This window comes from Enterobacter cloacae complex sp. S1, from assembly GCF_014930525.1.
GTDB classification, from domain to species: Bacteria; Pseudomonadota; Gammaproteobacteria; order Enterobacterales; family Enterobacteriaceae; genus Enterobacter; species Enterobacter hormaechei_C.
This window is the reverse complement of sequence record NZ_JADBRE010000016.1, coordinates 1-12,152: the sequence shown is the minus strand read 5'-3', so window position 1 is coordinate 12,152 and position 12,152 is coordinate 1. Positions and strand designations below refer to the sequence as shown.

Here is a 12,152-nt window from a genome sequence, read left to right as displayed (position 1 = left end):
AACAACGATGCGACATAACGTACTTTTTGCCACAGCGTTTGCGACCCTTGTCTCCACCAGCGCAGTTGCCGCTGACCTGCCGGGCAAAGGCATTACCGTGCAGCCGGTGCAGAGCACCATTTCGGAAGAGTCCTTCCAGACCCAGATTGTCAGCCGTGCGCTGGAGAAACTGGGCTATACGGTGAATACCGCCAGCGAAGTGGATTACAACGTGGGCTATACCTCCATTGCCTCCGGTGACGCCACCTTTACCGCCGTGAACTGGCAGCCGCTGCACGACGACATGTATGCCGCCGCAGGCGGTGACAAGAAATTCTACCGCGAAGGCACCTTTGTGACCGGCGCTGCGCAGGGATATCTGATCGACAAGAAAACCGCCGATAAGTATCACATCACCAATATTGAACAGCTGAAAGATCCGAAGATTGCAAAACTGTTTGATACCAACGGTGACGGTAAAGCCGACATGATGGGCTGTTCGCCGGGCTGGGGCTGTGAAGCGGTGATTAACCACCAGAACAAAGCCTTCGATCTGGCGAAGACCGTCGACGTGAGCCACGGCAATTACTCTGCGATGATGGCCGACACCATCGCCCGCTTTAAAGAAGGCAAGCCGGTGATTTACTACACCTGGACCCCGTACTGGGTGAGCGACGTGCTGAAGCCGGGCAAAGACGTGGTTTGGTTGCAGGTGCCCTTCTCCTCCCTGCCGGGCGAGCAGAAAGATATCGACACCAAACTGCCAAACGGCATGAACTATGGCTTCCCGGTGAACACCATGCATATCGTGGCGAACAAAGCCTGGGCCGAGAAAAACCCGGCGGCGGCGAAGCTGTTCTCGGTGATGAAACTGCCGCTGGCAGACATTAACGCCCAGAACGCGATGATGCACGCGGGTAAATCATCCGAAGCTGATATCAAAGGCCACGTGGATGGCTGGATCAAAGCCCACCAGCAGCAGTTCGATGGCTGGGTGAAAGAGGCGCTTGAGGCGCAGAAGTAAAGTACTTTCCCCTCACCCTAACCCTCTCCCCAAAGGGGAGAGGGCCGGGGTGAGGGGATCAAACCACACCCAACCTTAACCGCACAATCCACCACGTAACAATTCCCCAACATTCACCATCATTGGTTATTATGTTTCCGGAAAAATAATCACTTAACTCACGATTCCTGAAACTAATGACAAAAACAACTCAAGGGCTTAGCCCCGCACTCATCCTTTTAATGTCCGTGGCAACGGGTCTGGCCGTCGCCAGCAACTATTACGCACAACCACTGCTCGACACCATCGCACGCGCCTTCGATCTTTCAGCCAGCTCCGCCGGGTTTATTGTCACCGCCGCACAGCTCGGCTATGCGGCCGGGCTGCTGTTCCTGGTGCCATTAGGCGATATGTTTGAGCGCCGGATGCTTATCGTCTCCATGACGCTGCTGGCGGCGGGCGGGATGTTGATCACCGCCAGCAGCCAGTCGTTAACGATGATGATTATCGGCACCGCGCTGACAGGGCTGTTCTCGGTGGTGGCGCAAATTCTGGTTCCCCTCGCCGCGACGCTGGCTTCCCCGGAAAAACGCGGCAAAGTGGTCGGCACTATCATGAGCGGCCTGCTGCTGGGCATCCTGCTGGCGCGAACCGTTGCCGGGCTGCTGGCGAGCCTCGGCGGCTGGCGCACCGTTTACTGGGTGGCGAGCGTGCTGATGGTTATCATGGCGCTGGCCCTGTGGCGCGGCCTGCCAAAGGTGAAGCAGGAAAATCACCTGAACTATCCGCAGCTCCTCGCCTCCGTTTTCAGCCTCTTTACCCGGGATAAACTCCTGCGCACGCGCGCCGTTCTGGGGTGTCTCACCTTCGCTAACTTCAGCATCCTATGGACGTCGATGGCGTTTCTGCTCGCCGCACCGCCGTTTAACTACTCAGAAGGCGTGATTGGCCTGTTCGGGCTGGCAGGCGCGGCTGGCGCACTGGGCGCGCGCCCGGCGGGTGGGCTGGCTGATAAAGGTAAATCTCATATGACCACCTCCGCAGGGCTGGTTTTACTCCTGCTCTCCTGGGCGGCCATCTGGTACGGACACGTCTCCGTGCTGGCGCTGATTGTCGGTATTCTGGTGCTCGACCTCACCGTGCAGGGTGTACATATCACCAACCAGACCGTGATTTACCGCGTGAAGCCGGATGCCCGTAACCGTCTGACGGCCGGGTACATGACCAGCTACTTTATCGGCGGCGCGGCGGGTTCGCTCATCTCAGCCTCCGCCTGGCAGCATGCGGGCTGGACGGGCGTGTGCGCCATCGGCGCCATCGTCGCGGCGATAAATCTGCTGGTATGGTGGCGCGGCTATCACCGTCAGGAAGCAATTCACTAAGTTTTACATTGCTTTGGGCCCCCTGGGGTGTAAAGGGGGCCTGCATCTGTTAAGGTAACGGTAATCATTTATCCCAGAAATTTTACTGTGGGTGACATATTTACTACCGGCATGAATAGTTCAGACCCCTGTCCTCACATCCCCTCTTTCGCGGGTACACACCCCACGCTCTCTGTGCTCACCGGGTCACGGATTTACCCGGCGCTTTCTGATGGTGACATACGTTTGGCGGATATAACCGCACAAATAATTCATTTACATTATTTGTCACTGTCGTTACTATATCGGCTGTAATTAATGAGGTTATGCCCAAAATGGATAGTTCGTTTACGCCCATTGAACAAATGCTTAAGTTCCGCGCCAGTCGTCATGAGGACTTCCCGTATCAGGAAATCCTGCTGACCCGCCTGTGCATGCACATGCAGGGTAAGCTGCTGGAAAATCGTAACAAGATGCTGAAAGCGCAGGGGATTAACGAGACGTTGTTTATGGCGTTGATTACGCTGGAGTCTCAGGAAAATCACAGCATTCAGCCGTCGGAACTGAGCTGTGCGCTGGGGTCATCCCGTACCAATGCGACCCGTATCGCGGATGAACTGGAAAAGCGCGGCTGGATTGAACGCCGTGAAAGCGATAACGATCGCCGCTGCCTGCATCTGCAACTGACCGAGAAAGGTCACGAATTCTTGCGCGAAGTGCTGCCACCGCAGCACAACTGCCTGCACCAGCTCTGGTCTGCCCTCAGCACCGCCGAGCGCGACCAGCTTGAGCACATCACTCGCAAGCTGCTCACCCGTCTGGACCAGATGGATGAAGACGGCGTCATCCTTGAGGCGCTGCGCTAACGCGACGATCCGCTCAACATTCCAGATTGCTAAAAAGAAAAACTGACAGGCCAGCACGTGAAACTGCTGGCCTTTCTGACAACAGGTCGGCTCAGCCGATGTGAAAATAAAAAGATCGTGGAGAACAACAATGAGCGCAAATGCGGAGAACACCCTCCCGCAGCAACCGGCCAACAAAAAGGGCAAACGTAAGAGCGCCCTTATTCTGCTGACCTTGCTCTTTATTATTATTGCCGTGGCATATGGGATCTATTGGTTTTTAGTCTTGCGTCATGTTGAAGAGACAGACGATGCATACGTGGCAGGGAATCAGGTTCAAATCATGGCGCAGGTGTCAGGCAGCGTGACGAAAGTCTGGGCTGATAACACCGACTTTGTGAAAAAAGGCGATGTGCTGGTCACGCTCGACCCGACCGACGCCCAACAGGCGTTTGAAAAAGCACAGACGGCGCTGGCCTCCAGCGTTCGCCAGACCCGCCAGCTGATGATCAACAGCAAGCAGCTTCAGGCCAATATCGACGTGCAGAAAACGGCCCTGGCTCAGGCGCAGAGCGACCTCAATCGTCGTGTTCCTCTCGGCACCGCCAACCTGATTGGCCGTGAAGAGTTGCAGCACGCCCGCGACGCGGTGGCCAGCGCACAGGCGCAGCTGGACGTGGCGATCCAACAGTACAACGCTAATCAGGCGATGGTGCTGGGTACCTCTCTGGAAAACCAGCCGGCGGTGAAACAGGCGGCGACCGAAGTGCGTAACGCATGGCTTGCCCTGCAACGTACCAAAATCGTCAGCCCGATGACCGGCTACGTTTCCCGTCGTTCCGTACAGCCTGGGGCGCAGATTAGCACCACCACGCCGCTAATGGCGGTCGTTCCGGCGAACAATCTGTGGGTCGATGCGAACTTCAAAGAGACTCAGCTGGCGCATATGCGTATCGGCCAGACCGCGACCGTGGTCAGCGATATTTACGGCGATGACGTCAAGTACACAGGAAAAGTGGTCGGTCTGGACATGGGGACCGGCAGCGCGTTCAGCCTGCTGCCTGCACAGAACGCCACCGGCAACTGGATCAAAGTGGTACAGCGCTTGCCTGTGCGTATCGAGCTGGATCCTAAGCAGCTGGCAGACCATCCGCTGCGAATTGGCCTTTCCACGCTGGTGACGGTCGATACCGCCAACCGCGACGGTCAGATCCTCGCAAGCCAGGTGCGCAGTACGCCAGCTTATGAAAGTAACGCCCGTGAAATTAGCCTCGATCCGGTCAATAAGCTGATCGATGACATCGTGAAGGCAAACGCCGGTTAAGCCGAAGGTGAGCGTTATGCAACAGCAAAAGCCGCAAAAACCGCTGGAGGGGGCGCAGCTGGTCATTATGACCATTGCGCTGTCGCTGGCGACATTCATGCAGGTGCTGGACTCCACCATCGCAAACGTGGCGATCCCTACGATCGCCGGGAACCTTGGCTCATCGCTGAGCCAGGGGACCTGGGTCATTACCTCGTTCGGGGTGGCGAACGCCATCTCCATTCCCATCACCGGCTGGCTGGCGAAGCGCGTCGGTGAAGTGAAGCTTTTCCTCTGGTCGACGATCCTGTTCGTGCTGGCCTCCTGGGCCTGCGGCATGTCCAGCAGCCTGACGATGCTGATTTTCTTCCGCGTCATCCAGGGGATTGTCGCCGGGCCGTTGATTCCGCTGTCACAGAGTTTGCTGCTGAACAACTATCCGCCCGCCAAGCGCTCCATCGCGCTCGCGCTGTGGTCGATGACGGTGATCGTCGCCCCAATTTGCGGGCCAATCCTCGGCGGCTATATCAGCGATAACTATCACTGGGGCTGGATCTTCTTCATCAACGTGCCCATCGGTGCGCTGGTGGTACTGATGACGCTACAGTCTCTGCGTGGTCGCGAAACGCGGACCGAACAGCGGCGGATCGACGGCATCGGGCTGGCTCTGCTGGTTGTCGGCATCGGCAGCCTGCAAATCATGCTCGACCGCGGCAAAGAGCTGGACTGGTTTGCCTCTACGGAAATCATTGTGCTGACGGTGGTCGCCGTGGTGGCCATTAGCTTCCTGATTGTCTGGGAGCTGACGGACGATAATCCGATAGTCGACCTCTCGCTGTTTAAATCGCGAAACTTCACCATCGGCTGCCTGTGTATCAGCCTCGCCTATATGCTCTACTTCGGCGCGATTGTTCTGCTGCCGCAGCTGTTGCAGGAGGTGTACGGCTATACCGCAACCTGGGCGGGGCTGGCCTCCGCGCCGGTGGGGTTAATTCCGGTTCTGCTGTCGCCGATTATTGGCCGTTTCGCCCATAAGCTCGACATGCGCAGGCTGGTGACGTTCAGCTTCATCATGTACGCCGTGTGCTTCTACTGGCGCGCGTATACGTTTGAACCGGGAATGGACTTTGGCGCCTCCGCGTGGCCGCAGTTTATTCAGGGCTTCGCCGTAGCGTGCTTCTTTATGCCGCTGACCACCATTACGCTTTCCGGCTTACCGCCTGAGCGGATGGCGGCGGCATCGAGCCTGTCGAACTTCACCCGTACGCTGGCGGGCTCCATCGGGACTTCGATCACTACCACGCTGTGGACCAACCGGGAATCGATGCACCATGCTCAACTCACCGAAGCGGTGAACCCGTTCAACCCTAACGCTCAGCAGATGTATAGCCAGCTTGAGGGGATGGGGATGACGGAGCAGCAGGCGTCCGGCTGGCTTGCCCAGCAGATCACCAACCAGGGGCTGATTATCTCGGCAAACGAGATTTTCTGGATATCGGCGGGGATCTTCATCGTCCTGCTGGGGCTGGTGTGGTTTGCCAAACCACCGTTTGGGGCCGGTAGCGGGGGCGGTGGGGCGCACTAGCCCTGTGCACGGGTTGCCGGGTGGCGGCTACGCCTTACCCGGCCTACGATCGTAGGCCCGGTAAGCGCAGCGCCACCGGGCAACAATCGCCCCCCTTGTCCAAAACGCGACAGCGATTGTCAGTTCCGATAAAGCAGCGCGCCTGAAATCGATTCACGATAGTGAAAAGACAACAGGAGCGCACCATGCTGAACACACCCGCCGAAAAATACCAGCCTTACCCCACCCTTTCGTTGCCCGACCGCCGCTGGCCGGAGCAGATTATCACCCGCGCCCCGCGCTGGCTCTCGACCGACTTACGCGACGGTAACCAGGCGCTGGCCGAGCCGATGGACAGCGCGCGCAAGCTGCAATTCTGGGATCTGCTGCTGAGCTGCGGGTTTAAAGAAATCGAAGTCGCCTTCCCGTCCGCCTCGCAGACGGACTTCAATTTTGTGCGTCAGCTGATTGAGGAGAACCGCATCCCGGATGACGTCACCATTCAGGTGTTAACGCAGGCGCGGGACGATCTTATCCGTCGCACTTTCGACTCCCTGCGCGGCGCGAAGCAGGCCACCGTTCACCTGTATAACGCCACCGCCCCGCTGTTCCGCCGTCTGGTATTCGGCATGGAGAAAGCGCAAATCGTCGAGCTGGCGACGCGCGCGACGCGCCTGATTCGTCAGCTGTGTGAAGAGAACCCTGACACCCGCTGGCAGTACGAGTACTCCCCGGAAACCTTCTGCTTTACCGAACCGGAGTTTGCGCTGGAGATTTGTGAAGCCGTGGCGGAGATCTGGCAGCCGTGCGCGGCGCGTCCGATGATCCTCAACCTCCCCGCTACCGTCGAAGTGAGCACGCCGAACGTCTATGCCGACCAGATCGAGTATTTCTGCCGCCACTTCAGCCGCCGCAGTGACGTCTGTATCAGCGTGCACCCGCATAACGATCGCGGTACCGGCGTCGCCAGCGCAGAGCTGGCCGTCATGGCCGGGGCTGACCGCGTGGAGGGCTGCCTGTTTGGTAACGGTGAGCGCACGGGCAACGTCTGCCTGGTGACGCTGGCGATGAACCTCTACAGCCAGGGCATTAGCCCGAATCTGGATTTCAGTGATATGAATCGGGTGGTTGAAACGGTAGAAACCTGCAACCAGCTGCCCGTCCATCCGCGCCATCCGTGGGCGGGTCGTCTGGCTTACACCGCCTTCTCCGGCTCGCACCAGGATGCCATCAAGAAAGGTTTCGATGCCCGTAAGCCTGGCGAACGCTGGGAGATGCCCTATCTGCCCGTCGACCCGCAGGATATTGGCTGTACCTATGAAGCGGTGATCCGCGTGAACAGCCAGTCAGGAAAAAGCGGAAGCGCCTGGCTTATTGAGCAAAACCACGGCCTGAAATTGCCTCGCGCCCTGCAACAGGATTTTAGCCAGCACGTGCAGCAGGAAACGGATAACCATGGAAAAGAGATGACGCAGAATGCGCTCTGGCAGCTGTTCCGCGCCCGCTATGGCCTGGTGGCGAGCCCGCCATTAGCGCTGCAATCGTACCGCAGCGACAGCCAGCAGGACGGCCAGCTGCGGCTGACGGCAAGCGTCGCCACGCAAGGGGGCACCCGCCAGCTGGAAGGCCAGGGAAACGGTTTGCTCTCCGCCGCCGCTCACGGCTTAAGCCGCTGGATCAACGCACCGTTTGTGATCAAGGATTATCACGAACATACGTTAGGCGAACGCAGCGACAGCCGCTCGGTGGCCTATATCCGCTGTCTGTTCCAGGATGGGACCAGCCGCTGGGGCGTGGGCATCGACAGCGACGTGGCACGCGCGTCGATTCAGGCGCTTTTTAACGCGGTCAGTCGTTCCTGAAGTAATCGCTGGGTGAGACACCCATTACCCGGCGAAACATTGCCGTAAAGGCGCTGTGGCTGCCATACCCCAGATCCAGCGCCACGCGTAATACCGGCTGGCCCTGCGCCAGCCGCACTAAGGCTTCCAGCAGTCGCGCCCTTCTCACCCACTCGCCGTAGCTCAGGCCTGTCTGCTGCTGAAAATGGCGGTTCAGCGTGCGTTCGCTCATCCCCACAATACCTGCGGCCTGGGCGCTGCTCCAGCTTTCTCCCGGGGCCATTCGAATCTGCTGGCAGAGGTGTCGCAGCGCTTCGCTTTCCGGCTCGGGCAGGTGAAACGGCAGTACCGGCATGAGGCGAATTTCATCGAGGATCAGCTCATAAACACGTTCATCGCGGCTTCCGGGTGCGTAAGATTCAGGAAGCGTAAGGGAGGTCAGGATCAGCTCGCGCAGCAGGGGCGAGATCTGCACGATCTGGCAGGTCGCCGGGAGATCGGCGCGCGCCAGCGGGTCGATAAACAGCGTGCGGGCGGCAACGTTGCCGGTGATGCGCAAGGCGTGCTGCGTACCCGCAGGTAGCCAGACGCCGCGACCGGGCGGCACCACCCAGCAGCCGGATGCGGTATCCACCCGCACGACGCCGGTGAGGCTGTGCAGGAGCTGCGCGCAGTCGTGCTGATGCCACGGCTCGCTGTCGCCATGAGCATAATCATGCGAAAACGGCACAAGCGGGCGATGGGTAAAGGAGAAGGTGGTGGTTGTCGTCATCAGGATTGTAGGCCCGGTCAGCGAAGCGCCACCGGGCATCCACAGGCACGATACTAAATGTGCAGTTCCTGAAGTTTTTCTTTTGGCAGGGCCAGCTCGTCATTGCTGTTTACACGCACATCACGTTCGATGATATGACGGGCAATCTCCTGAGCTTCTTCCAGAGAGTGCATCTGGTAAGTGCCGCACTGGTAAACGTTCAGCTCAGGGATCTGGTTCTGCTCTTTCACCTTCAGCACGTCTTCCATCGCCGCTTTCCACGCATCCGCGACGCGTTTCTCATCAGGCTGACCAATCAGGCTCATGTAGAAACCGGTGCGGCAGCCCATCGGAGAGATATCGATGATCTCCACGCCGTTGCCGTTCAGGTGGTCGCGCATGAATCCGGCGAACAGGTGTTCCAGCGTGTGAATGCCTTTCTCTGGCATCACTTCTTTATTGGGCACGCAGAAGCGCAGGTCGAAAACGGTGATCGTGTCGCCGTGCGGCGTGTTCATGGTCTTCGCCACGCGGACTGCTGGTGCTTCCATACGGGTATGGTCGACAGTAAAGCTATCTAATAACGGCATACGTCACCTCCGATAGTGATTTTTTTAAAATAAACTGAACTCTTCTACAGAATGCGCGTCTGAGTATATGAAAGACGCGCATTTGTTATCATCATCCCTGAATTCAGAGATGTATATTTTGGCCACAGCGATGTGGCCTTTTTCTTTTTGGTTCAGGCCTGCTTCGCCAGAAACGCCTCAAACGACTCCGTATCCGCCGCTTCGACCTCTTTCTGACGCACAACGGACGCATCACGCTCTGTCACAAAATCCGCTTCGCTCAGGATCTCTAACGGCTCCTGCATCAGCATCTCACGGTACTCCGCTGAGAGTGAACGCCCTGTGCCACCAATTCCCTGCTCAATCATAGAACGCAGAATACGTGCTGAGAATGTCAGTTCCGGGTTATCAAAGCTTTCAACCAGTTCGTCGCAGACCTTCTGGTAAGCTTCGCCGCCGTACACGCTGTCCAGCGTCTGGGCTACGCGCTTCAGGTCATGGAACAGATCCTTCCCTACCTTAGACAGTGGGAACTGAGCCGTTTCACAGCCAATACCTAACGTCAGACCCGGCTTGCGCCCTTCCAGAATCACGCGATTCCAGTTGGCACGGGTACACAGCAGTTCGTCGGAACTCATTTCCGGCGCATCAGCCAGTACGCACCAGACCATAAACAGGTCAAGGAAGCGAACCTGCTGCTCGTCAACGCCAATCGGTGAGAACGGGTTGATATCCAGCGAGCGCACTTCAATGTATTCGATCCCGCCGCGCTGTAGCGCATCCGACGGCGTTTCACCGCTGCGCGTCACGCGCTTCGGACGAATCGGCGCATACAGTTCATTTTCAATCTGCAACACGTTGGTGTTAATTTGCAGGCGCTTGCCGTCTTTTTCGAGGCCGATTTTTTCGTACTCTTCCGACGGGGTTTTTATCGCCCGCTTCAAGCCTGCCACATATTCGTGCAGATCGTTAAACGTAATTCCGAGATTGCTTTGCGATTTATTGGTATAGCCAAGGTCGCTCAGGCGCAGGGAGGTCGCATACGGCAGGTAATACATGCCACATTCGGTCTTCTCGAACGGCAGCGTGGTCGGTTTCCCTTGCAGGAACGAAGAACAGACGGCCGGTGAAGCGCCGAACAGATACGGAATAACCCAGCCAAAACGGTAGTAGTTGCGGATCAGGCGGAAGTAACCCGCGGAGATCGCTTCTTTATCCGTTTCACCGCACTTCGCCTGCCAGAACGCCATCGGCAGAGAAAAGTTGTAGTGCACGCCAGAGATCGTCTGCATCAGTGCGCCGTAGCGATTTTTCAGTCCTTCGCGATACAGCGTTTTCAGCCGACCAATATTCGAGGTGCCGTACTGCGCCAGCTCGATATCCTGCCCCTGCTCGATATAGCACGGCATGCTGAGCGGCCACATACGCTCGTCGCCGAGGTTGCGGGCGGTGAAGCGATGCACGTCGCGCATGATCGTCAGCATATGATCAATATCACCGTCTACTGGCGTGATGAACTCCAGCAGCGCTTCGGCGAAATCGGTTGTGATCCATTTATGTGTCAGCGCCGAGCCTAACGCCTTCGGGTGTCCCGTAGTCGCTAAGCTACCATCCGCATTTACGCGCAGCGTTTCGCGCTCAAGCCCACGCTGAATACCCTTCAGTGCCTGAGGGTGATTTTCCAGCCAGGCCAGCGCCTGTGATACGTCCGGGATCAATTTGACCTCCCGCCTGTCAAAAAATTGTCACTCAGCATAATTGTAATGGTTGACGATTGAAGGTCGCGAATTCATTCCACCAATTAGTGCCACCACGTCATACCCTGTAGTGTTACCCATGCCAGTAAAACATAGCGTAACGCCTTGCCAAGGCACAAAAAAAAGAGCACCGGTCCCCAGGAAATGCGCATCCATCCCGCCAGCAGACACAGTAAATCGCCTATTACAGGCATCCAGCTTAATAACAGCGTGGCAGCGCCATAGCGTTTTAGCCAGCCCACTGCCTTTTCCTGCCAGCGAGATTTTTCGCGTAGCGGAAAGAAACGTCCAAGAATAACGTTAGTCAGCCCTCCAAGGCTATTACCCATTGTTGCTATTAAGACCAGCAACCAGGGCTGACTTACGCCGGACAACAGCATCGCCACCAGCACCACTTCCGAATTCCCCGGTAAGAGGGTGGAGCTTAAAAAACTGCTGGCGAATAATGAAGCGAGTGACAGCGCGTCACTCACAGTAAGCGAACGTCCACCGCCGCCATTCCGGCATCACGCGCGGCCTGAATGCCAAAATCAGCATCTTCAAACACCACGCATTTTGCAGGTGGAACACCCATTAATTCTGCACAGAGCAGGAAGGTATCCGGTGCGGGTTTGTGATGTTTAACATGATCGGCGGCAACGACGGCAGAAAAATAGTGGCGCAGGTCAAGGTGGTTGAGCAGCGCTTCAGCAATCGCGCTCTCGCTGCCCGTACCGACAGACATAGGACGACGCCCGTGCCACTCCTTGACGACGTCAATGAGTGGTAAAGGCTGCACGGTGTCTAACAGTATGGCTTTTACCGCGTCGGTTTTTTCACGCGCGAGCTGATGCGGGTCGAGATCGGCCTGATTCAGCTCAATCACGGCCTGTGCGATACGCCAGGTGGGCGATCCATTGAGGGCAATCATCGCCTGTAAATCGAAACGCATACCGTAACGGCCCAGGACTTCGGTCCAGGCCTGACGATGCGTGGGTTCGGTATCCAGGAGGGTGCCGTCCATGTCGAAGATCAAACCGTCATACTGTGCGTACATCGTGCTCTCGCTAAACGATTAACAAAGCATTACTTTATCGTAAAAGGGGATTTTTGTCGCTGATTGCGAAGTGATAACAATGAGAGTGATTAAGAACTAAACATCGAAGGGGATCACAAGAAGAGATGGTGCATCCGGGAGGA

11 protein-coding genes are annotated in these 12,152 nt (G+C 57.2%); 6 read left to right on the top strand and 5 right to left on the bottom strand.

Features of this window, described 5'->3' with window-relative positions:
* Positions 1 to 7 precede the first annotated feature (7 nt).
* The 6 genes from proX to leuA all read left to right on the top strand — a co-directional run bounded on the left by proX (position 8) and on the right by leuA (position 7,917).
* Positions 8 to 1,003, top strand: a complete 996-nt coding sequence (proX, locus tag IM290_RS11120) for a glycine betaine/L-proline ABC transporter substrate-binding protein ProX (protein WP_017382774.1) — start codon at positions 8 to 10, stop codon at positions 1,001 to 1,003.
* A 176-nt stretch (positions 1,004 to 1,179) separates the two neighbouring features.
* A complete protein-coding gene (locus IM290_RS11115; protein ID WP_017692795.1) occupies positions 1,180 to 2,364 on the top strand; it encodes an MFS transporter in 1,185 nt (394 codons plus the stop codon).
* 314 nt (positions 2,365 to 2,678) lie between these two features.
* A complete protein-coding gene (emrR, locus tag IM290_RS11110) occupies positions 2,679 to 3,209 on the top strand; it encodes a multidrug efflux transporter EmrAB transcriptional repressor EmrR (RefSeq protein WP_017694792.1) in 531 nt (176 codons plus the stop codon).
* A gap of 130 nt (positions 3,210 to 3,339) precedes the next feature.
* Complete coding sequence (gene emrA, locus IM290_RS11105) at positions 3,340 to 4,512, top strand: multidrug efflux MFS transporter periplasmic adaptor subunit EmrA (protein WP_017382776.1); 1,173 nt, start codon at positions 3,340 to 3,342, stop codon at positions 4,510 to 4,512.
* Positions 4,513 to 4,528: 16 nt separating this feature from the next.
* Positions 4,529 to 6,076 carry a multidrug efflux MFS transporter permease subunit EmrB gene (gene emrB / locus IM290_RS11100; RefSeq protein WP_006811709.1) on the top strand — a complete coding sequence of 516 codons (1,548 nt, stop codon included), beginning with the start codon at positions 4,529 to 4,531 and terminating at the stop codon, positions 6,074 to 6,076.
* Between the two features lie 185 nt (positions 6,077 to 6,261).
* Positions 6,262 to 7,917 (top strand): 2-isopropylmalate synthase, encoded by a 1,656-nt coding sequence (leuA, locus tag IM290_RS11095; protein WP_047738426.1) that lies wholly within the window; start codon positions 6,262 to 6,264, stop codon positions 7,915 to 7,917.
* On the opposite strand, the gene IM290_RS11090 is transcribed toward leuA, so the two are convergent.
* The 5 genes from IM290_RS11090 to yqaB all read right to left on the bottom strand — a co-directional run bounded on the left by IM290_RS11090 (position 7,904) and on the right by yqaB (position 12,009).
* On the bottom strand, positions 7,904 to 8,668 hold the full coding sequence (locus IM290_RS11090; protein ID WP_049133355.1) for a helix-turn-helix domain-containing protein: 765 nt from the start codon (positions 8,666 to 8,668) through the stop codon (positions 7,904 to 7,906). The genes leuA and IM290_RS11090 overlap by 14 nt on opposite strands.
* Positions 8,669 to 8,721: 53 nt before the next feature.
* A complete protein-coding gene (gene luxS, locus IM290_RS11085; protein WP_017382778.1) occupies positions 8,722 to 9,237 on the bottom strand; it encodes an S-ribosylhomocysteine lyase in 516 nt (171 codons plus the stop codon).
* 152 nt (positions 9,238 to 9,389) lie between these two features.
* Positions 9,390 to 10,934: a glutamate--cysteine ligase gene (gene gshA, locus IM290_RS11080; RefSeq protein ID WP_023295314.1), complete on the bottom strand. Its 1,545-nt coding sequence runs from the start codon at positions 10,932 to 10,934 to the stop codon at positions 9,390 to 9,392.
* Between the two features lie 83 nt (positions 10,935 to 11,017).
* Positions 11,018 to 11,446, bottom strand: coding sequence for a YqaA family protein (locus IM290_RS11075; protein ID WP_017692791.1), 429 nt, complete (start codon positions 11,444 to 11,446; stop codon positions 11,018 to 11,020).
* Complete coding sequence (gene yqaB / locus IM290_RS11070) at positions 11,443 to 12,009, bottom strand: fructose-1-phosphate/6-phosphogluconate phosphatase (protein WP_144427976.1); 567 nt, start codon at positions 12,007 to 12,009, stop codon at positions 11,443 to 11,445. Before yqaB ends, IM290_RS11075 begins: the two co-directional genes overlap by 4 nt.
* Positions 12,010 to 12,152 lie beyond the last annotated feature (143 nt).

Excerpts from the sequence above, each read along its gene's own strand:
- proX (WP_017382774.1), top strand. The coding sequence starts at position 8 with ATGCGACATAACGTACTTTTTGCCACAGCGTTTGCGACCCTTGTCTCC.
- IM290_RS11115 (WP_017692795.1), top strand. The coding sequence starts at position 1,180 with ATGACAAAAACAACTCAAGGGCTTAGCCCCGCACTCATCCTTTTAATG.
- emrR (WP_017694792.1), top strand. The coding sequence starts at position 2,679 with ATGGATAGTTCGTTTACGCCCATTGAACAAATGCTTAAGTTCCGCGCC.
- emrA (WP_017382776.1), top strand. The coding sequence starts at position 3,340 with ATGAGCGCAAATGCGGAGAACACCCTCCCGCAGCAACCGGCCAACAAA.
- emrB (WP_006811709.1), top strand. The coding sequence starts at position 4,529 with ATGCAACAGCAAAAGCCGCAAAAACCGCTGGAGGGGGCGCAGCTGGTC.
- leuA (WP_047738426.1), top strand. The coding sequence starts at position 6,262 with ATGCTGAACACACCCGCCGAAAAATACCAGCCTTACCCCACCCTTTCG.
- IM290_RS11090 (WP_049133355.1), bottom strand. The coding sequence starts at position 8,668 with ATGACGACAACCACCACCTTCTCCTTTACCCATCGCCCGCTTGTGCCG.
- luxS (WP_017382778.1), bottom strand. The coding sequence starts at position 9,237 with ATGCCGTTATTAGATAGCTTTACTGTCGACCATACCCGTATGGAAGCA.
- yqaB (WP_144427976.1), bottom strand. The coding sequence starts at position 12,009 with ATGTACGCACAGTATGACGGTTTGATCTTCGACATGGACGGCACCCTC.